General features: G+C 59.5%; 15 protein-coding genes and 1 pseudogene. 8 read left to right on the plus strand and 8 right to left on the minus strand.

Going from position 1 to position 20,937, the window contains the following annotated elements:
* Positions 1-30 precede the first annotated feature (30 nt).
* The 3 genes from hydG (at position 31) to hydE (ending at position 4,246) form a co-directional block, all read left to right on the plus strand.
* On the plus strand, positions 31-1,602 hold the full coding sequence (gene hydG, locus CKO15_RS09045; RefSeq protein ID WP_200195247.1) for a [FeFe] hydrogenase H-cluster radical SAM maturase HydG: 1,572 nt from the start codon (positions 31-33) through the stop codon (positions 1,600-1,602).
* Between the two features lie 48 nt (positions 1,603-1,650).
* Complete coding sequence (gene hydF, locus CKO15_RS09050) at positions 1,651-2,937, plus strand: [FeFe] hydrogenase H-cluster maturation GTPase HydF (RefSeq protein WP_200195249.1); 1,287 nt, start codon at positions 1,651-1,653, stop codon at positions 2,935-2,937.
* Positions 2,938-3,058: 121 nt separating this feature from the next.
* Positions 3,059-4,246 carry a [FeFe] hydrogenase H-cluster radical SAM maturase HydE gene (gene hydE, locus CKO15_RS09055; protein WP_200195251.1) on the plus strand — a complete coding sequence of 396 codons (1,188 nt, stop codon included), beginning with the start codon at positions 3,059-3,061 and terminating at the stop codon, positions 4,244-4,246.
* Here the strand turns inward: hydE and CKO15_RS09060 are convergent.
* The gene (locus CKO15_RS09060; RefSeq protein ID WP_200195253.1) at positions 4,228-4,395 is read right to left on the minus strand and encodes a hypothetical protein; all 168 of its coding nucleotides are present in this window, start codon (positions 4,393-4,395) and stop codon (positions 4,228-4,230) included. The genes hydE and CKO15_RS09060 overlap by 19 nt on opposite strands.
* A gap of 240 nt (positions 4,396-4,635) precedes the next feature.
* Here CKO15_RS09060 and CKO15_RS09065 point away from each other — a divergent pair, with 240 nt between their 5' ends.
* Together CKO15_RS09065 and CKO15_RS09070 are read left to right on the plus strand one after the other, a co-directional pair.
* Positions 4,636-6,288 (plus strand): AAA family ATPase, encoded by a 1,653-nt coding sequence (locus tag CKO15_RS09065; RefSeq protein ID WP_200195255.1) that lies wholly within the window; start codon positions 4,636-4,638, stop codon positions 6,286-6,288.
* Between the two features lie 118 nt (positions 6,289-6,406).
* Positions 6,407-8,059, plus strand: a complete 1,653-nt coding sequence (locus CKO15_RS09070) for an AAA family ATPase (protein ID WP_200195257.1) — start codon at positions 6,407-6,409, stop codon at positions 8,057-8,059.
* A gap of 447 nt (positions 8,060-8,506) precedes the next feature.
* Here the strand turns inward: CKO15_RS09070 and CKO15_RS09075 are convergent, their stop codons facing one another.
* Together CKO15_RS09075 and CKO15_RS09080 are read right to left on the minus strand one after the other, a co-directional pair.
* Entirely contained in the window at positions 8,507-10,090 is a 1,584-nt protein-coding gene (locus tag CKO15_RS09075; RefSeq protein WP_200195259.1) for an ATP-binding protein, read from the minus strand.
* Positions 10,091-10,415: 325 nt separating this feature from the next.
* A complete protein-coding gene (locus CKO15_RS09080) occupies positions 10,416-13,376 on the minus strand; it encodes a DEAD/DEAH box helicase family protein (protein ID WP_200195261.1) in 2,961 nt (986 codons plus the stop codon).
* A 131-nt stretch (positions 13,377-13,507) separates the two neighbouring features.
* Between CKO15_RS09080 and CKO15_RS09085 the strand changes: the two genes are divergently transcribed.
* Together CKO15_RS09085 and CKO15_RS09090 are read left to right on the plus strand one after the other, a co-directional pair.
* The gene (locus CKO15_RS09085) at positions 13,508-14,209 is read left to right on the plus strand and encodes a methyltransferase domain-containing protein (protein ID WP_200195263.1); all 702 of its coding nucleotides are present in this window, start codon (positions 13,508-13,510) and stop codon (positions 14,207-14,209) included.
* A 118-nt stretch (positions 14,210-14,327) separates the two neighbouring features.
* Complete coding sequence (locus CKO15_RS09090) at positions 14,328-15,161, plus strand: alpha/beta fold hydrolase (protein ID WP_200195265.1); 834 nt, start codon at positions 14,328-14,330, stop codon at positions 15,159-15,161.
* Between the two features lie 42 nt (positions 15,162-15,203).
* Here the strand turns inward: CKO15_RS09090 and CKO15_RS09095 are convergent, their stop codons facing one another.
* From CKO15_RS09095 to CKO15_RS09105, 3 genes are all read right to left on the minus strand, one after another.
* The gene (locus CKO15_RS09095; RefSeq protein ID WP_200195274.1) at positions 15,204-17,036 is read right to left on the minus strand and encodes a diguanylate cyclase domain-containing protein; all 1,833 of its coding nucleotides are present in this window, start codon (positions 17,034-17,036) and stop codon (positions 15,204-15,206) included.
* On the minus strand, positions 17,033-18,322 hold the full coding sequence (locus CKO15_RS09100) for an urea ABC transporter substrate-binding protein (protein WP_200195276.1): 1,290 nt from the start codon (positions 18,320-18,322) through the stop codon (positions 17,033-17,035). Before CKO15_RS09100 ends, CKO15_RS09095 begins: the two co-directional genes overlap by 4 nt.
* Before the next feature lie 64 nt (positions 18,323-18,386).
* Positions 18,387-19,379, minus strand: a complete 993-nt coding sequence (locus CKO15_RS09105; protein WP_200195278.1) for a DUF4007 family protein — start codon at positions 19,377-19,379, stop codon at positions 18,387-18,389.
* Positions 19,380-19,473: 94 nt separating this feature from the next.
* On the opposite strand from CKO15_RS09105, the gene CKO15_RS09110 reads away from it, so the two are divergent.
* A complete protein-coding gene (locus CKO15_RS09110; protein ID WP_200195280.1) occupies positions 19,474-19,794 on the plus strand; it encodes a hypothetical protein in 321 nt (106 codons plus the stop codon).
* 203 nt (positions 19,795-19,997) lie between these two features.
* On the opposite strand, the gene CKO15_RS09115 is transcribed toward CKO15_RS09110, so the two are convergent.
* Complete coding sequence (locus CKO15_RS09115) at positions 19,998-20,630, minus strand: DinB/UmuC family translesion DNA polymerase (RefSeq protein ID WP_338036034.1); 633 nt, start codon at positions 20,628-20,630, stop codon at positions 19,998-20,000.
* Positions 20,631-20,666: 36 nt separating this feature from the next.
* Positions 20,667-20,822, minus strand: a pseudogene (locus CKO15_RS14385) (Y-family DNA polymerase); the annotation flags it as partial.
* Positions 20,823-20,937 lie beyond the last annotated feature (115 nt).

Consider the following 20,937-nt stretch of genomic DNA (forward strand, 5'->3'; position numbering starts at 1 on the left):
GAGGAGGCGGAGACGAAACGGGAGAGGGCGATGAAGCGGCCCGGGGATCTGAGCGAGCGCGACGTTTTCGATATCGATGAGGGGCCGATCTGGGCGGCGCTGCAGCAGCCGAATGCGTTGCTCGGAGAAACAAGAAGGGCAGGGGGATCAACGGGGCCGCTTGCCCCCGATCCGGTTGCAGTTCGCGAGATCCTGGCCAAGGCGCGTGACCTCAATGGGCTTGATGGCGCCGATCTCGTGCCACTGATGGTGATTGAGGAGCCGGAGCTGCTTGCCGAGCTCTTCGATGCCGCGCGCTTTGTCAAAGAGGCGATCTACGGCCGCCGCTTGGTGCTCTTTGCACCGCTCTACATCTCCAACCAGTGCGCCAACGAGTGCAGCTACTGCGCCTTCCGCGCCCGCAACAAAGCCATCGAGCGGCGGACGCTGAGCCAAGAGGAGATCGCTGCCGAGACCCGCGTCCTGATTGAGCAGGGGCACAAGCGCCTGCTGCTGGTCACTGGCGAGGTCCACACGCCGCGCAGCTTCGACTACATCCTAGAGGCGATCGACACCATCTATGCGGTCGAGCACAGCCGTGGTCAGATCCGCCGCATCAACGTCAATATTGCGCCGCTAACTACGGCCGAGTTTGCCCGCCTGCAAGCAGCACAGATCGGCACCTATCAGCTCTTTCAGGAGACCTACCACCACGACACCTATCGGCGCGTCCACCACAGCGGTCTTAAGGCCGACTACCAGTGGCGCCTGACTGCCATCGATCGTGCCATGGCCGCCGGCATCGACGACTGCGGCATCGGTGTGCTCTTCGGACTGGCCGACTGGCGCTTTGAACTGCTCGCCCTGATGCAGCACATTCGCCACCTCGAGGCGCGCTTCGGCGTCGGCCCACACACCATCAGCGTACCGCGTCTGGAGCCGGCGAGCGGTTCTGCAGTGGCCGCCGCACCGCCGCAGCCGGTCAGCGACGACGACTTTCGTAAGATCGTCGCCATCCTGCGCCTGGCCGTGCCCTACACCGGTATTGTCATGTCGACCCGCGAGACGGCAGCGATGCGCCGTGACACCTTCGCCTTGGGGGTCTCGCAGATCTCCGCCGGCAGCCGCACCCAGCCCGGCGGTTACGCCGCTGCGGGTGAGGACGCTGGTGAAGCCGCGACGGCAACCGGCAGCGGCGCTGCTCCGGCGGCGGGCGCGGTAGGGCGTCAGGCCGAAGGCGAGGCCGGGCGCCAGTTGGAACTGGAGGACGAGGCGGCAGCGGGGCAATTCGCGCTCGGCGACCACCGCTCGCTCGCCGAGGTGGTGCGCGATGTGGCGCGCTTGGGCTACCTGCCCTCCTTCTGCACCGCCTGCTACCGGCGCGGCCGCACCGGTGCCGACTTTATGGACCTGGCTAAACCGGGTGAGATCAAGCTCTACTGCGACCCCAACGCCGCTGCTACCTTCGAGGAGTATCTGCTCGACTGCGGCGACGATGAGACTCGTGCGGTCGGCGAGCAGGCCCTCGAAGAGTGCCTTGCGGCGATGGAAGAGAGGCCGCTGCACTACGCCCGTGTCATGGTCGATAAGGTCAAGCGCGGCAAACGCGACGTCTGTCGCTGAGCAGGAACGGGAACGGAAAAGGGGAAGAGAGCGTATGGAGAGTTTGCGATGAACCAAAACACCCCCCGCGGCCTGCGACTGCACATCGGCCTCTTCGGTCGCCGCAACGTCGGCAAGTCGAGCCTGCTCAACGCCATCACCCAGCAGCACTCGGCCATCGTCTCGGCTGTTGCCGGGACGACGACCGATCCGGTGGAGAAGCCAATGGAGCTGCTGCCGGTCGGGCCGGTGCTCTTTATCGACACCGCTGGTCTCGACGACGAGGGCAGTCTGGGAGTGGAGCGCATTACCAAGACCCGGCAAGTCTTTGCTCGCACCGATCTCGGTATCGTTGTGACCGATGGCCCGTGGGGCGACTACGAACAAGGTGTGGTCGACGCCCTGCGAGCGCTCAATACACCGATCGTGGTGGTGCACAACAAGAGCGATCTCGGCGCCCCGCCAACGGCAACGCTCGCTGCGCTGGAGGCGCAGGAGTTGCCGTGGCTGTGCATGGCCGCTGCCGCCGGAGAGGGCGTCCTCGAATTGCGCCAGGCGATCATCGACCATGCGCCCGATGCCTTTATCGCCGATCCGACCATTATGGGTGATTTGGTCGAGCCGGGTGATACGGTGGTTCTGGTGGTGCCGATCGATAAGGAGGCCCCTAAGGGGCGGTTGATCTTGGCACAGGTGCAGACCATTCGGGATCTATTAGACCACGACGCCTGCTGCCTGGTGGTCAAGGAGCAGGAGCTTAGCGGCGCCCTCAATGCCCTGCGGCGCCCCCCTAAACTGGTGGTGACCGACTCCCAGGCCTTTTTGCAGGTGGCCGCCGATACCCCGCCGGCGGTCCCGCTGACCAGCTTCTCGATCCTCTTCTCGCGCTTTAAGGGCGATCTGGTCAGCCAGACCCTCGGCGCTTTGGCCATCGAGCGGCTGCAGAGCGGTGACCGCATCCTGATCGCCGAGGCGTGTACCCACCACCCCATCGCCGAAGACATCGGTCGGGTCAAGATCCCGCGCTGGCTGACCCACTACGTCGGCGGCAAGCTCGATTTTACTACGGTTGCCGGTAAGGACTTCCCAGACGACCTCTCTCCCTATCAGCTCATCATCCACTGCGGCGCCTGTACCTTCAACCGCAAGGCGGTGCTCAGCCGTTTGCTTCAGGCGCGGGCGGCGGAAGTGCCAATGACCAACTACGGCATGGCGATCGCCTTCAGCCTCGGGATTCTGGAGCGCGCCTTAGAGCCCTTCCCGGCGGCTCTTGAGGCGCTGCAGCGGACGCGGGCAGAGCAGCAGTTCGGGGCGAGTAGTGTAGAGGGGCAGGGGGGAGCGCAGCGGCAGGCATAGGAGGCGGCACGGGCAGAGCTGGTGAGAGGGCAGGGAGGTGGTGTGAAGTGGCCTATTACAAGAAGTCACGAGAGATGACGCAGGCGACGCGACAGGCGTGGGTGTCGGTATGGGGAGCGCAATGAGCACGGTGGGCGATCAACCGGCTGAAGAATGGGCTGAGCAACAGGCTGAACACGAGACCGACCCACAGGCCCAGTACCAAGTCGAGCCGCTGGCCGAGAATCTGATCGAGCGTTTGGCACAACGAGCCTTCTCCGGCGCCGATCTGGCGGCCCTTCTGACGCTGGAAGAGCCGGCGGCGGTGGCGCAGCTCCATCGCGCCGCTTACGACCTGACGACCCATGAGGTCGGCGATGCCGTCTACTACCGCGGCCTGATCGAGCTCTCCAACCGCTGCATCCGCGACTGCTACTACTGCGGCATTCGTCGGGGGAACCACGCGGTTGAACGCTACACCCTCGATCAGGAAGCAGTGGTCGAGGCCGCCGTGTGGGCGGCGCACGCCGGTTACGGCTCCTGCGTGCTGCAGGCCGGGGAGCGCCAAGACGAGCCGTTCACGGCTTTCATTGAGGCGTGTGTTCGCGACATCAAGCAGCAGACCCGGTCGGCACAGCTGCCGCAAGGGCTGGGGATTACCCTCTCACTCGGCGAGCAGAGTGCTGAGACCTACCAGCGCTGGCGCGAGGCGGGCGCCCACCGCTACCTGCTGCGGATCGAGACCAGTTCGCCGACGCTCTTTGCCCGCTTGCATCCGCCTGAGCAGCGCTTCGAGAGGCGCCTAAAAGCGCTCGAAGACCTGGCCGCCTGCGGCTTCCAAGTCGGTACCGGGGTGATGATCGGCCTGCCGGGCCAGACCATTGCCGATCTGGTTGCCGATATCCGCTTCTTCGCCAGCCACGCCATCGACATGATCGGTATGGGCCCCTACCTCACCGCCAGCGGCAACGCCATGCCGGATTCGGATGCGGCCACGATGGCACCAGAACGGCTCCTGACCCTGACCCTGAACATGATCGCCACCACCCGGCTGGTGCTTCGCGATGTCAATATCGCCGCCACCACCGCCTTGCAAACCCTAGTGCCCGATGGCCGCGAACGGGGCATCGCCTGCGGCGCCAACATCGTGATGCCGAATATCACCCCTACCGTAGCGCGGAGCCACTACCAGCTCTACGTCGGCAAGCCCTGTCTCGATGAGGGGCGGGAGGCGTGTCGCGGCTGCCTGGAGCGGCGCATCCGCGCGGTTGGCCGTCGTGTCGGTCGCGATGCTTGGGGCGATTCTAAGCACTACGCGCGTCGCCTTTGATGACGCCGGCGGTGGCCGCCGCGCAACTGCCGCAGCAGCGAGACGAGGGGATCGCCGACCAGGGCGTCGACTTCGTTCCAACGCCCGAGTGGTGGCAGCACGTAGTGCATCTCAGGGCGCACCGGGCCTTCGGTGTTGAAAAAGCGCATGGCGGTCTCTTCCGGTGGTGATGGGACGGACTGGGTAAATTGGGATATTAATCAATCAGCTTACCAAATCGCGCCGTAGCCTTTTGGTTTCTAAGCGCAGTGTTGGTGGTAAGCTAGGAACCAGAAAAGGGGATCACTTTCAAACCCACTTTCAAGCCTGTCTCCACGTCCGGGTCTATGTCCGGTCTCCATATTTTTGTGAATCCACTTCATTTTTGCATCCACTTCAGGAACACAGCGATGTCGAGCAGCAGCGGAACCACCTTCCCGGAGCGTTTTTTCAACAACGCCGGGCCGACCAAAACGGATCAGCATTACCATATCGATCCACTGACACGGATCGACTGGGAGGATGTGGAGCACCTGATTGCGCAGCAGCGCTACTTTGTGCTCCATGCGCCGCGCCAGACCGGTAAGACGACGACGCTGCTGGCGATGCTGGAGGCGCTCAACGCCCAAGGGCGGTACGCCTGCGCCTACGCCAATATTGAGGCGGCGCAAGCGGCGCGCGGCAATGTAGAGCAGGGCATCCGAGCGATCTGTGACGCGGTCGTCAACGCGCTTCAACTCTACCTCGGTGCCGACGAGGTGGCGCACTGGTATGCGGTGACACAGCAGACGATCTCACCGCAGCAGCGGTTGACGCGGGTGCTGCAGCAGTGGGCGCAGGAGAGCGCCCGCCCGACCGTTCTCTTTCTCGACGAAGTCGATGCGCTGGTCGGCGATACACTGATCTCGCTGCTGCGTCAGCTGCGCGCCGGCTACGCCCAGCGCCCGGAGTTCTTTCCGCAGTCGGTGATTCTCTGCGGGGTGCGCGATGTCCGCGACTACCGGCTGCATCAAGAGGGGGCTCAGGTGATCACCGGCGGCAGCGCCTTCAACATCAAGGCGGAGTCGCTGCGCATGGGGAGCTTCTCAGCGGCGGAGTGCGAGGCGTTGTGGCGGCAGCATACAACAGAGACCGGACAGCCGTTCGATTCAGCCATTTTCCCCGAGCTGTGGGAGGATACCCGTGGTCAGCCGTGGCTGGTCAACGCCCTCGGCTACGAACTGACGTGGCGCTACAAAGCGGCGCGCGACCGCTCCCTGCCGCTGACACTGGAGGCGTACCGCGCCGCCCGCGAGCGGCTGATCCAGTCGCGGGCGACCCATCTGGAGCAGCTGACCGACAAGCTCAGCGAGCCGCGGGTGCAGCGGGTGATGGTGGCGCTGCTGAGCAGCGACGAGAGTGCCGACGCCGGCATCCACGCCATTGCCCCTGATGATCAGCAGTATGTTGAAGATCTAGGATTGATCGAGACCCGGCCCACGCTACGCATCAGCAATCGCATCTATCGAGAGGTCATCCCGCGCGATTTGACGTGGATCGTACAGACCCGCATCGTTAACCAAGAGCTGGCGTGGTACGTCGGCAGCGACCGCCGCCTTGATACGGCCAAGCTGCTGGCCGCCTTCCAGCAGTTTTTCCGCGAGCACGCCGAGAGCTGGCTGGAGCGCTTCGCCTACAAAGAGGCCGGACCGCAGCTGCTGCTGCAAGCCTTTCTACAGCGCCTGATCAACGGCGGCGGGCGGATTAGCCGCGAGTATGGACTCGGCCGCAAGCGCACCGATCTGCTGATCGAGTGGCCGCTCGGCGGTGCTGACGAGGCGCACGGTTTGACCGGCCCGATCCAGCGCATCGTCATTGAGCTGAAGCTGCGCCGCGCTGGCCAGGGCCTTGACGGCCTGATTGCCAAGGGGCTCGAGCAGACCGCCGACTACGCCGACCGGGTCGGCGCCGACGAGGCCCATCTGCTGCTCTTCGATCGCCGTCCTGGAGTAAGCTGGGAGGAGAAGATCTGGCGCACCGAAGAGCGCTCCGGCGAGCGGTCGATTACGGTGTGGGGGGCGTAGCGGGCGGAGGGATCACTTTCAAACCCACTTTCAAGCTGTCTCCACGTCCGGGTCTATGTCCGGTCTCCATATTTTTGTGAATCCACTTCATTTTTGCATCCACTTCAGGAACACAGCGATGTCGAGCAGCAGCGGAACCACCTTCCCGGAGCGTTTTTTCAACAACGCCGGGCCGACCAAAACGGATCAGCATTACCATATCGATCCACTGACACGGATCGACTGGGAGGATGTGGAGCACCTGATTGCGCAGCAGCGCTACTTTGTGCTCCATGCGCCGCGCCAGACCGGTAAGACGACGACGCTGCTGGCGATGCTGGAGGCGCTCAACGACCAAGGGCGGTACGCTTGCGCCTACGCCAATATTGAGGGGGCGCAGGTGGCGCGGGGCGATGTGGAGCAGGGCATCCGAGCGATCTGTGACGCGGTCGTCAACGCGCTTCAACTCTACCTCGGTGCCGACGAGGTGGCGCACTGGTATGCGGTGACACAGCAGACGATCTCACCGCAGCAGCGGTTGACGCGGGTGCTGCAGCAGTGGGCGCAGGAGAGCGCCCGCCCGACCGTTCTCTTTCTCGACGAAGTCGATGCGCTGGTCGGCGATACACTGATCTCGCTGCTGCGTCAGCTGCGCGCCGGCTACGCCCAGCGCCCGGAGTTCTTTCCGCAGTCGGTGATTCTCTGCGGGGTGCGCGATGTCCGCGACTACCGGCTGCATCAAGAGGGGGCTCAGGTGATCACCGGCGGCAGCGCCTTCAACATCAAGGCGGAGTCGCTGCGCATGGGGAGCTTCTCAGCGGCGGAGTGCGAGGCGTTGTGGCGGCAGCATACAACAGAGACCGGACAGCCGTTCGATTCAGCCATTTTCCCCGAGCTGTGGGAGGATACCCGTGGTCAGCCGTGGCTGGTCAACGCCCTCGGCTACGAACTGACGTGGCGCTACAAAGCGGCGCGCGACCGCTCCCTGCCGCTGACACTGGAGGCGTACCGCGCCGCCCGCGAGCGGCTGATCCAGTCGCGGGCGACCCATCTGGAGCAGCTGACCGACAAGCTCAGCGAGCCGCGGGTGCAGCGGGTGATGGTGGCGCTGCTGAGCAGCGACGAGAGTGCCGACGCCGGCATCCACGCCATTGCCCCTGATGATCAGCAGTATGTTGAAGATCTAGGATTGATCGAGACCCGGCCCACGCTACGCATCAGCAATCGCATCTATCGAGAGGTCATCCCGCGCGATTTGACGTGGATCGTACAGACCCGCATCGTTAACCAAGAGCTGGCGTGGTACGTCGGCAGCGACCGCCGCCTTGATACGGCCAAGCTGCTGGCCGCCTTCCAGCAGTTTTTCCGCGAGCACGCCGAGAGCTGGCTGGAGCGCTTCGCCTACAAAGAGGCCGGACCGCAGCTGCTGCTGCAAGCCTTTCTACAGCGCCTGATCAACGGCGGCGGGCGGATTAGCCGCGAGTATGGACTCGGCCGCAAGCGCACCGATCTGCTGATCGAGTGGCCGCTCGGCGGTGCTGACGAGGCGCACGGTTTGACCGGCCCGATCCAGCGCATCGTCATTGAGCTGAAGCTGCGCCGCGCTGGCCAGGGCCTTGACGGCCTGATTGCCAAGGGGCTCGAGCAGACCGCCGACTACGCCGACCGGGTCGGCGCCGACGAGGCCCATCTGCTGCTCTTCGATCGCCGTCCTGGAGTAAGCTGGGAGGAGAAGATCTGGCGCACCGAAGAGCGCTCCGGCGAGCGGTCGATTACGGTGTGGGGGGCGTAGGTCGCGTCGTGTGAAGCGTGGCGCGGTGCTCGAGCGCTTTTCCTGGGAGCGCCGGCGTCCTCGCCGGCATGCGTGAGAAGAATGCCGGGCACCTTCGCGATCTGTGTGGGTAGCACCGCCATTGGCTCAAGCCACCGCTGAACCACATCTTGTTGTTGACGCTGCTCAAAACCCAAACACAATCGGCGAAAGATTCAAGGATGCAGATAGTGCGCGGCGCCTAGCCGGTCCCCTCATCCTCCGCCTTTAGGGTGTGTTTGAAGCGCCCTCGCTCCTTTGCCCTGGTGGACTTTTGGTCGAGCCCTGCGGGCTGGCCTGAGCCCTTCGGACCGTGTGGGCAGGCCTCTCGTCCACAGGGCCGATCATTGAACTCTTTAGATTCGCCTAAACGAATCCCTCGCCAAATATCTACGGATTTTGGCAGCCATTAACAAGAGTGGACGGGTTTCAAGTCCGTCCCCACTCTTCCACTTCTCTCAGAGTCTCCCACTCAAATGCTACCACCGCCCGTTGCTCGCGTGAAAACTCGAACCCAACTAGGTGGATGGGCTTGCCATGGCCGAAGTACTTGGCGGTGTATTCCTTATCCCTGAGCTGCTGCAGCGCCTTCCCTTCCGGCGCCTGCTCGACCACCTTGAACTCAAATATGTGGAGGTGGCCGTCGAAGTCGACCGTCATATCGACCCAGCCGGTGCTAGAGGCATCTTCCACCGTAACGTCTACCCCCAAAGCAGCGAAGTGGCTGTAAAAGACGCTGGCGTAGTGGCCTTCATACTGAGCAATCGGATTGTTGCGGTACCATTCGTGAGGGAGGCTGGCGAAGAGCCCTTTGATGTGGGCGCCTAAGGCGTCGACATTGTGATCCTTGAGCGCCTTGAAGAGTGATAGCCGTTGCTGCGGCCCATCATGTATCCCGAGCTTTGGTAGTAGTGCTCGGTTTAAGCTAGTCTTGACCTCCTGATTGGGATAACCCAAAGTGTAGAGCCAGTATCCGGTCAGCGGCTGCTCGACCCGGTGGACGGTGAGGCAACCAGTCTGAAACAGTAGCGCCTCACTGCTGGTATCGTCGACATCGAAGCGTCCGAGCAGACTAGCCTCGCTCTGTAGTCGCTCCAGTTGCGGGGTGAAGATACCCCGCTCGGCTAGGAGTTCGACCAAAAAGGTCGGCGTGGCGCTCTCGAACCAGTAGGGATGAAACTCGCGCTTTTGCAGCAGAAGCAGCACGTCGAAGGGGTTGTAGACCGCTGGCGTGGCAGAAGGATCGCCCCAACGGTAGCCGTTATACCAGCGACGGATATCGACCCGATTGAGACCGGGCAGTTCGGGTGCGAAGATGGTGTTGATATCTTCATCGGTGTAGCCGCAGATGGTAGCATATTCCCGATTCAGGGTGATGTCGTTGAGGTTGTTCAGCCCTGAAAAGAGACTTGCCGTACTGAACTGGGAGACGCCAGTGAGTAGCACAAAATGCAGATGCGGGTCGGCGTCCTTGAGCACAGAGTAGAGGTTGTTCAGGCCATCACGAAGTTCCCGGGCCCGCTGCGGTTCGGTGAAGTTGTCTAGAATTGGCCTATCGTACTCGTCGATTAGCACCACCGCACGTTGGTCGTACAGCTCATGGGCGTTTTGGATCAGTTCACGAAAGCGGCCAGCTATACTCTGGCTAGTGAAGGTGAGGTTGAATAAGCGGGCCTCAGTGTTGAGCATATCGTGAATGCGTTCGTCTAGTTCCTCTCGACTCCGTGGCACGCCATTGGAAAAGCTCAGGCGAATTACAGGATGCTGTATTGACCAGTCCCAATGGTCGTGTATGTAGAGCCCGCGAAAAAGTGCTTCTCGCCCCTCGAATAACGACTTCAGGGTGTCAAGCAGCAGACTCTTGCCAAAGCACTTTGGGCGATTAAGGAAAAAGTAGCTGCCTGACTCAGTCAGGCGCTGGATGAGTTCGGTCTTGTCTACGTAGTAGTAACCATCGGTGCGGATTTGTTCAAAGCTCTGAACACCGAAAGGAATTTTAAATCTAAGGTTCATTATAGGTCTCGTTTTTCGATGGGGTCGTTATCCTCGGTAAGCCTCTGTTTCGGTTTTTTTGTGGTTTTATAAGGTTTAATCTGGGTCGGTTGATGAGTAAGTGTGATCGCGGGCGAGACGGAAAACCAGTTCATGTTGGTGGGTGGTTGCCATAGTTTTATTAGTGGTTATCGGGTTTTTTGCCAGTCCGTTGTTGTGTCGTCTTGGGCTTGATGGAGTTGGTTTATTGTTTGGGCTCTTCCATAAATAATGGCTTTATTCTTCACCTGTTGGCCGCTATTAAAATCTGAAGGGGTTGATACGTGTAGTTAGGTGTCTGGCCAAGTCACGTTTTATGTATAATTCCGCGCAGCCTGGCGAAGGTCCACATGTTATCGTCTGCTACAAGGTCGGTGTAGTCAGGGTTTTGTGCGCGTAATATGTACTTTCCTTCGGGGTCTTTTATAACAGACCTGAGTAGATATTCGTTGTCACCAGCAATATTCTGACGCTCAATAGCCAGGGTTTGGCCGGTTATCGAGCCAGCGGAGCCCTCTGCGATGTATTCCAGAATCAAATAGTCGCCGTCGCGAATCGGGTTTTTTCCGCCGTTCATTGAGTTTCCGTGTGCTGGGGCAATAAAGTGACGCGAAGAATTAAGTCGCCCATGCCCTGGTGGAACGCGAAAATCTTCAGCGGTTTCGGAGTGTCCGCTACGAAAGTGTCCGCAGGCTATCTTAAGGTCTGGAAAATACGGCAGATAAGTTTCGTTGTGGTGTTTCTCTTGGTTGGTTTCTGCAGCAGCAGGTTTCTTTTTTAGAGGTCTTTGGTTTTCTTCTTTGACGGCAGTCAAGTAGGCGACATTGTCTTGCTTTTTTGGCTGTTCTTTTTTATCTTTAGGGCTCTTGAAGGTTGCGCGCTCTTGGTATGCTGCGATTTTGTATTCGATTAGCTCTTGGGTTAGTTGGGTGAGTGTTTCGATTTCTGCGTTGTCTGGTCTGAATGCAGCAGAAAAGAAATCGCCAGAAACATGAAACCAGGTTTTCTGGTCCCTCTTTTTGTTTTTTTCTGCCCAGGCGTTGATCGGGTTTTCCATCCAGTATGATAGCATTTGCTCAGGGGTGGTTCTCTTGGGGTCGCGCATTTTTTCAGGCATGTCAATTATGAGCTCTCGCCGACGTTGTATTATGCCGAACGATTTTTTTGATAGTTCCAAGAGGGAAGCGCCTTGTTTGAATCCGTCGAGCTCTAAGAATGCCTCCAGTAATATCATTTTGAATGATTTTGTCATGGTGGTTTTTTCAACTTCTTGAAGAAAATCACCGTGCGCTTCAACGCTTCTCGATTCAAGAGGGTCTAATTGGCTTTCTGCTAAGAGAAAGCGGTGCCAACTGCCGGACTTTGTTCTTAGCTTTGGTAGAGCTACTCCGGAGCGGTACGCTTCAGCAGCAGTTGGGCGTCTGCCAAGGGCGGCTTTGAGGTTGTGGAATTCTTCTTCTGCGGAGGTCGGTCTGAGTGCTGCCATGAAATCAATGAACTCGACGTCGAAGTTGACAAAACAACCGTCTGGCAAATGAAGATTTTTTGTTGCAGCTTGCTCAATGAAACGCTGTAGTCCGCTATTTGTGTTCTGTATTTTAAATAATGCTTGAGGGCGGTTTAGAAAAGAACGATGATTTCCAATGAAGTCAATAACAGTTAGGTGTGTTTTGTCGGGATGGTGACGCAGGCCCCGGCCAAGTTGTTGTAAGAACAAAGTTGGTGATTCCGTTGGCCGCAGCATCATTATGGTGTCTATTGCCGGAATGTCGACTCCTTCGTTGAATAAGTCGACGGAACAAATAACCTGAACCTCTCCCTTCTCAATTTTTTCTATGGCTTCACTACGATACGTCTCGGATGTGGAGTGTACCGATACCGCAATCGCTCCATTTTGGTTGAATTGTCTGGCCATAAAGTCAGCGTGAGCCTTTGAGGCACAAAAAGCAAGGGTGCGTTGCCCGGCCTTTTCTTTCCATTCGTGTATGTTGTGCTTGGCGCGTGCGCGGGTGGCTAGGCTTTTAGTTAGCTCCTTGTCATCGAATTTCCCGCTTCGCCAGGGGATCTTAGTGTATTCTACGTGTTCGTCATGAATGCCAAAGTAATGGAAAGGGCAAAGATGTTGGTTGCGGATGCCGTGGAACAAGTCAAAAGTGTAAACGAGATTGTTGTCACAAAGGCTGAGTATATCGGAGTGGTCAGAGCGTTCAGGAGTTGCGGTTAAGCCGAGTAAAAAATTCGGTTGAAAGTATTGTAGTGCGCGACGATATGATGAGGCGGTGGCGTGGTGAAATTCATCAACCACGATATAGTCAAAGTGTCCCGGTTTGAATGTCTGGAGGTTCTTTTCTCTGTGCAAGGTTTGGATGGAGGCGAAAATTATTTTCTTTTCTGTGTCTCGCTGGTTGGATCTGTAACGCCCAATGTGTGTGCTTGGAAAAACTCTTTGAAAAGACGATTCAGCTTGTAGGAGTATCTCCTCGCGATGGGCAATAAACAGGATCCGCTCAGCGCTGCTTTGAGCGGCATCAAACGCTGCTAAGTAGGTTTTTCCTAATCCTGTCGCCATCACCACGAGGCCACGTTTGTAGCCTGCTTTACGTGATTCGTTGAGAGCGATTAGCGCTTCCTGCTGGGGTTGGTTGGGGGTGGGCGGAGGTGGTGTGGGCTCGTAGTCATCAGTGATGCCGGGAATTAGCAGTGTGGTGCGGCGGTGTTCATATTCATCGATCCAGTTATGATCCAGCTCTCTGGAATGCTCATCCTGAAAAAGCTCGAAAAAAGCTTGGCGAATTTCGTTTAATCTAAGCTGGTTGGTGTTGCTTTCTGAGCCTTGAACAATTCGGTAGTTCCACTCAATCCCTCGTGTTAGAGCTTGGGCGCTAATATTACTGGAGCCGATGAAGGCTTCGCCTTCGGTCCCTGATGCGCGGGTAAAAATATAAGCCTTGAGGTGAAAACTACGCTTATTTGTTTCGTAAACACGAATGTTTGCGCCGCGCTCTTGGAGAAGAAGGAGTTGGCGGAGGGCGCGTGGATCTGTGATGCCCAGGTAGTCACTTGTGAGAATGCGGATCTGTGCTGGGCGAGCTCCGTCGCAGCGTTCTGCTAAGGAATCGAATATAAGGTCGAGTCCGCTTGCATTGATGAAAGCAACTGCAAGCTCGATCTCTTCCGCTCCGCGGATAGAGGCAAGCAGGAGAGGGAGCAGGGGTGCAGAATCGCCTCCACTGATCAGGCAGTCGTAGGATGTTGCGCTAAGAGCCATGACTTGATCTTTCGCTCACCAGCTGTCGTCTTGTCGGAAAAGAGTTTAGCATAGTCATGTGGAGGTCAGAAAAGATGAAGTTGTCCTATAAATCAAAGGGCTAGCCTGGCTTGTGTTTGGATTTGACATTTGTGGAGCCCCGCCACTCGAAGATTTCTCGCGCGGCCTCGTCGATCGAGTTCTTTGGTTATGTCTCTGATTTTTTGAGAAAGGTTTGTTGTATGTCTTCTGATGTTGAGTTAGGTATTCGTTGGTATGATGAACGTGCTTCCGATATCGCGGAGCAGTATTGTCGTGTTGGTTTTGCTGACGTTCACGGCTGGTTGATGGAGTGGCTTCCACCTGTAGAGTCAAGTCCGTTGGTGCTGGACGTGGGTTCTGGTTCAGGCCGTGACGCGGCTTGGTTCGCTGAGAGAGGGTACAGGGTTGTCGCTGTTGAGCCGGCATCGGCACTGCGCGATGAGGCGCGTCGTCTTCATCCGAGCCCGTGTATTACCTGGTTGGACGATAAGTTACCTGAACTGGGTGCCGTTGGGGAAATGGGAACAGCCTTTGATTTGATTTTGCTAAGTGCGGTGTGGATGCATGTTCCTAAGGCTCAGCGCAGCACTGCTTTTCGTCGATTAAGGTTACTGCTTAGCCCTGGGGGGTTGATGGCGGTTACTTTGAGGCTCGGTCCACCAGATGTCGAGCGTGGTATGCATGCTGTGAGCGTCCAAGAGATACGGTTCTTGGCGGGTTTGTTCGGTGCCGACGTTGAGCATGTTGGCTACAGTCCGGATGCTCTTGGGCGAAGCGAGGTGTCGTGGGCAGAGGTGCTTATCAGGGGGTAGTGGGGAGTGCGCTCGTCCGTCAACCCTCTGCTATCCTGGGCTCCAGTCGCCCTAGAAGCAGCCTTCGGTTGAGCGGGTGAGGGGCAGCGCTATTGGTTAGGCGGAACAGGAGCGAGGTGTGCGATTGCTATTGAGTCTGTTGGCAGCTGTGGGGCTGGTCTATGTGACCTTTGGCGCGCTGCTCTTCGTCACGCAAGAAAACCTGGTCCACCTGCCGCAAATGCCGACGCGGGAGTTGCAGGCTTCGCCGACCGATCGTGGCTGGGAGTACCGGGAGCTCGCCATCGCCAGCAGCGACGAGATCACGCTCCACGGCTGGCATATCACTGCCGACCAGCCGCGCGGTATTGTGCTCTTTTTTCACGGCAACGCCGGCAACATCTCGCACCGCTTGGATACCATCGAGATCTTGCGCGATTTGGACCTCGATGTGGTGATCTTCGACTACCGCGGTTATGGGCGCAGTGAGGGGCGGGCGCGTGAAAAGGGGCTCCACCAGGACGCCCAGGCGGTGGCCCGCTGGGTGCGTGAGGAGTTGGGTGTGCCGCAGGAGCGGACGGTCTTTCACGGACGCTCCCTCGGTGCTGCCTTGGCTGCGAGTGCAGCGCGTCACGTTGCGCCGGAGGCGCTGATCTTGGAATCGGCGTTTGTCTCCGCTGAGGCAGTCGCGCGTGATCTCTATTGGATCTATCCAGCGCGGTGGTTGACTCGCCTAGAGTATGCGACGATCGACTACTTGCAGGAGGTTGAGGCGCCGACTCTGATCATCCACAGCCCCGATGATGAGATTATTCCTTACCGTCACGCCGAGGGGCTGATGGCAGCCGCTCCTGAAGGGTCAGAGTGGCTGCGCATCCGCGGCGGCCACAACACGGGATTTCTCGAAAGTGGCAGAGACTATCGGGAGGGGCTGCGGCGCTTTCTCGAGCAGCACATCGCCAGCGACGATTAGCCGCTATGTGATTGCCGCCGCCGCGTCTGCGGCACCAGTGTATCACCGTCGCACCGGTGTATCACCGTCGTTGTCTTGGTTGCGTCGCCGCCCCCTCTTGACCCGATACATCTCGGCATCGGCCTTTTTAATCAGTTCTTCGGCAGTGGCGCCGTCATCAGGGTAGATGCTGAGGCCGATACTAGGCGTGGAAGAGAGGGTCAGATCGTTGATGACAAAGGGCTCGGAGAGGGCCGCTTGCAATTTGGTGGCTACCGGCACGCCCTCCTGTGGCTGGTTGATCTGGGTGGCTACCGCAATAAACTCATCACCGCCGAGGCGAGCGGCGAGATCGCTGGCCCGTAGATTTTCGCGCAGCCGCTCAGCGACCTGAATCAAGAGTTGATCGCCGACTTGGTGGCCGTAGGTGTCGTTGATCGCCTTGAAGCGGTCCATGTCGATGAAGAGTACCGCTAACTGGCGGCCCTCGCGCGCTGACATGGCAATGGCCTGTGTCAACCGGTCTTGCAGGCTGTGGCGGTTGGGGAGGTTGGTCAGTGGATCGTGGTGGGCGAGGTGGTGGAGTCGTGCCTCGGCGTGGCGCCGCTCCTCGATCTCCACCTGCAAACGGGCGTTGGCCTCGCGCAGTTCCTGTGTGCGCTCCTCGACCCGTGCCTCAAGCGCCGCTCGGGCGTTGTTCAGGCGCTCGGCCATGGCGTTAAAGGCTTGGGCAAATTGACGGATTTCGCGGGGGCCTGCAGGGTCGGCCCGCTGCTGGTAGTCGCCGGCTTTAATGGCGTCGGTGACCGCCTTTAAGCGGTGCATTGGCAGCACCAGGCTGCGCCCGAAGGCGATGCCCGTTAGCGCCGTGACCACTAAAATGGCAGCTAAGAGAGCAAAGGTCAGTTGCCGTAGCTGGGTAACAGGGGCGAGGGCCTCCGCGGCGTCCATTTTGACGACCATCCCCCAGCGCAGCGTCGGGATGTAGCGCCAAGCGGCGACCACCTCTTGGCCGACGTAGTCGTAGGTGACGCCCTGCCCGGCGTTGCCAGACAGCGCCTGCTGCATCGGCGGTGGCATCTCGGCAAACGGAATACGGCGTTGGTAAACCGCATCCGGGGCACGGCGCAGTGGCACCATATAGCGCCCGACGCCGCCATCGAGTCTTGCCATGACGATCTCGCCGCTGCCCCCCAAACCGGTGCGATCGGTGATAATCGGGTCAAGCAGTGAGAGCGCGAGCTGGACGGCTACTGAGCCCAAAAAACGTCCCTCAGCCACCACCGGTGCGACCAAAAAGGCGGCGATGTCGTCGCCCGAGGGCGGGTAAGGGTCAAAATTGGTTAAATTGATGGTCAAAAAATCTCGCGCATGGCGAAACCCGCTCGCCAGTTGAGTCCCACGGTACGGTCCCGACAGCAGGTTGGTGTATAGATCGCTCTCTTGTTTGATGCTGAAGACCACTGTGCCGGCGGCATCGATGAGTAGGACATCGTAGTAGCCGGTCTGCTCCATGAAGGTTTCGAGAAAGCCCTCTAGCTTAGAGGGGTCTAGCGTAGATGTGTCTGGCTCTGTAGCGTCTGGCTCTGTCGCGCCTAACTCAACGCCCTCCCTTGCGACGGCGGTTAGCGTGTCGCGCGAGCCGTCTTCGATGGCACTTCGCACCAGCACCGATTGGCTCAATAGCAGCGTATCGGTCAAGCGCTCGTGTAGATAGCTATCGATTTTGCGGGCGTTATGATTAGCTAGCGTGCTCATCGACGTGACTACGGTCTCGGTCAGTGAGCGCTCATAGGCGGCAAGCATGTAGTGGGTCAGCAGCAGCACAGGTAGCACGACCAGGGTCCCAAAGCCGACCAGGAGCCGACCACTGATGCCACTAAGCAAGCGTTTCACGGGGTGCTGCCCTGCTGCAACTCGTATGCGATCTCTTGCGCGATCCGCTGCCAGGTGGCGACCGAGCGATAGCTTGGAAAGGGTGCTGGGCGGATCGGCTGCTCCATGGCCGCGACGATCTCAAACTGGCCATCTTCCTGTGCCTGGCCGATGTAGAACGTCCGCCACTGGTGGCGAGTCGCAGGATCGATCGTCACGATGCCCGAGGGTGCGCGCCGACTCTGCAGCATCAGGCTGTGGTTGACCCGCGCCGGTTGGGCAGAGCCGGCTGCGGCGACCGCTTGGGCCCACAGGTGAACGTTGGTGTAGGCGCTCTCCATCGGAGAACTGATCGGCCGATCAGCCCCGAAACGGCGCTGGAAGCGCTCGACAAATTCGCGGTTGAGCGGTGTATCGAGCGACTGAAAGTAGCCCCAGACCGCGTAGTGTCGCGGGTGGTGCACTGCTTCCATAGCGGTGAGGTCGGACTCGGAGACGCTAAAGGAGAGCAGCGGCAGGTCGCTGAAGCCGGCAGCGTGGAGGGCGTCTAAGAGGTAGAGGTTGCTGATGCCGTTGACGGTGTTGATGATGAAGTCGGGGCGCAGCCGTTCCAGGTCTTCGATCACCGCCTCCATACGGTCGTGCCCGAGCGGAACATAGCGCTCTCCGACGACCTCAGCTGCTTCGGCACGAACCAGGTCGCGGATAATGAAGTGCGCGGTGCGCGGAAAGATATAATCGGAGCCGATTAGGTAGACACGGTGGCCCCAGCGCTCCAGCGCCCAGCGCGTGCCCGGGATGATCTGTTGATTGGGGGCGTGGCCGCCGTAGATGATGTGGGGCGATTGCTCAAGTCCTTCGTACTGCAGTGCATAGAAGAGCAGGTGGTGGTGGCGCTCGACGACCGGTTTGACCGCTTGCCGGCAGGCCGATGTCCAGCACGCAAAGAGGGCGGCAATCTGCCCGTCGACAATCAACCGCTCTGCCTCCGCGGCGGTGTGTTGTGGGTCGGAGCGACCGTCGACGGTCATCAGCTCAACGGGGCGTCCGAGCAACCCGCCAGCGCTGTTGATCTCCTCTACTGCCAAGGTAACGGCTTGGATCAGCGGGGCCTCGCTGACTGCCATGTTGCCGGTCAGCGAATAGATTACACCGATCGGGATCGGCTCTGTCTTGCGCTCTTCTCCGGTGTGGAGCACTCCGACCATCACCGCACCGAGGCCGATTGCGAGAACAGCAGCGATGCCGACCAATGCCCATCTGCCGTGGGTAAGCCGACCTACGGCGTTTAGTGTCTTTATCGGCATCTTCTTACAGTGGTTTCAGTGGATTCGCTTTCTCGAATGGCATCTCGCTGCCGCTGATGAGTCGTTATGAGCTGCCTTGGTAGTAATTCGCTAGGACGGCGAGCGGATCGGGAGGTTCGCCGATCCGGTAGAGCTGGTGGACGCCAGCGGTGTCGCGCAGCTCGTAATGGCCTGGGTGTTCTCTGCATACGGCTTCGAGTCGTTCCATAAGGCTGCTTTCACTCAGACGGAAGACGGCCCCTGGCGAGGCTTTGCCGTCATCGCCGTAGAGGAGGGCGCGGACGGGAAGGGCTGGCTGTTCCGGCTCAGCGGCAAAGCGTTGGGCGAGAGCGAAGTGCAGTGCGACGCTCGGTAGCAGGGGGCGGGCGGTGCGTAGGCTGCGATAGCCGAACTCCGGGTCGGGTTCAATCAGCCCGAGGTTGGCTAAGGGCGAGTCGAGGTGCTCGTCGGTGCGCCCCGGGACGGTGGCGTACATGCGTAAAAGCACCGAGACATCTGATTCAAGGGTTTTTAATGAGCGCCCTGCCTGCTGCAGATCGTCCGCAACGAATATGCGTAACCCCTCAAGCAGCTCCTTTTCACGAAAGTGGGGGGTCGAGAATCGGTTGAAGAACCAGAAGAACCCCGTTGCTTGCGTAGCGTTTGCGGCGATCAGCCAGTGGAGAATCCACAGTGTGGCGTCGTCCTCTAGGTAGGGGTCGCTGGTTAAGTCTACGCCCGCGCTATCGTCTTGGTTGTCCTCTTGGTTGTCCTCTTGGCTGTGGCCAACCCCTTGGTGGAGTCTAAGCCCCTCGCCGAAGAGGATCTTTCCGAGTTCGTTTGGTCGAAGCTCGTTAGCGTTGCTGTCACTAGAGCCCACAACACCGGTGGCGATCAGCCAGTAGCGAATGGCGTTGACCATATTGCGGCCAACGCCGAGCCTCACCATCGCCTCCTCTGGCTGCAGGAAAATGGCGGGGTCCTTCGCTACCGCCGTGTACCCCTTCGGCAGCCAGCCGTAGCGCAGCGGGAAGGTCTCGTGACGGCCGAAGCTGGTTGAACGGAGGTTTAGCTGCATCGGTTGCGGGCTACCTGACGCGATTTCTGCTCGCCCAAACCGAATAATGATAACAAGGTCGTCCTGTGCAATCAATTTTTCCCTGCCAGGCGCCATGTCGGTGCTGGAAGATGGCAAGATTTTCCTTTTCGCCAATCTTGTTAGCCAGACGGTCTTTGAGAGCGCCATGCAGGCTCAGCTTGACGATGGTGGTGACGACTTTGAGTTCGACGCTGACGCTGGGTTCACTTTCTTCGGTACCGAGGACAACGGTACCGAGGACAACGGCACCGAGGCCAACGGCACCGAGGCCAACGGCACCGAGGCCAACGGCAACGAAGGCGGTGCAGAAGACGCGCCGTCCGTCGGGGATGCAATCGAACTCATCAGTGCGGGTGGTACATTTGTGTTCGACTCTAACGGTGACGCCGGTTAACATCTAGCCCGAGCGCACTCTGCTAGGCCCGTTTACGGGCATCTCTTCTAGGCAGAGTGGCCGGAGAGGAAGTTTGGAAGGCCCTTATCCCCTACAGGGGGATGGGGCCTCCTCATTTAGCCCCGCAGAGAGACGAAGAGCGCTTTAGGGGGGCTGTCTGTTTAAGCTCCGGGTCAATGCGGGTCAACACTCTTCAGCACAGATCAACCCGCCTGATTCTGTCCCGTCCAATCGAACTCCAATTGCAGTGGTTCCGCGGCAGCGGCTTGCTCGGCTTGCTCTTCACTGATCAGCCCCGAGACGCGCACACCGAGCAGTCTCAAACGCTGCTCCAGCGGGACGCGCTTTAGGCACTCACCGGCGGTGCGGCGGATATGCTGAGGGTCACGGGTCGGCTGGGCAATCGAAAGATCGCGCGTTAGCGTGCGAAAGTCGGCATAGCGCAGCTTGATCCCGATGGTCCGTCCGCGGACCCCCTTGCGGCACAGATCGCCGGCAACGCGTTCGCAGAGGGCGGTGAAGATTTGCGAGAGTTCGGCTCGATCGTGGCGGGCGTGCAGATCGCGTTCGAAAGTGGTTTCGCGGCTGACCGACTTCGGGGCACTGCGCGTCGTCATTACGGGACGATCGTCGATACCGTGAGCGGCCCGGTGCAGGAAGTTTCCAAACGAGGCGCCGAACTCCTCAATCAGCCACCCGGGCGTGCAAGCGGCTAAATCGCCAATACTGTGCACTCCGAGCGTCTGTAGGCGGGCCGTGGTGCGCGGCCCGATGCCGTTGATCTTACCGACCGGCAGTGGCCAGATGCGGGAAGGGATATCGCAACGCTGCAGCACAGTGAGACCGTCGGGTTTATCCAGGTCGGAACAGAGCTTAGAGAGCCGTTTATTGGGGCTGATGCCAATCGAAGCGATCAGCCCGGTGGCGTCGGTGACGGCGGCCTTGATGCGTTGCCCTAGGGCTACGCTCTCCCCCGGTAGCCCCGTCAGGTCGATGTAGATCTCGTCGATGCCTAGGGAGACACTGATTTATTCCGGCCCTGCCGTTCCGCTGTCGGTCCGGAGTTGAGATAATACGGCTCTGGCCCACAACCGAGAGTGCGCCCCCGATGCAATCGAGCTTCTCTGATCTGGAATATGCCGC

Source organism: Halorhodospira abdelmalekii (assembly GCF_016583625.1).
Lineage (GTDB): Bacteria > Pseudomonadota > Gammaproteobacteria > Nitrococcales > Halorhodospiraceae > Halorhodospira > Halorhodospira abdelmalekii.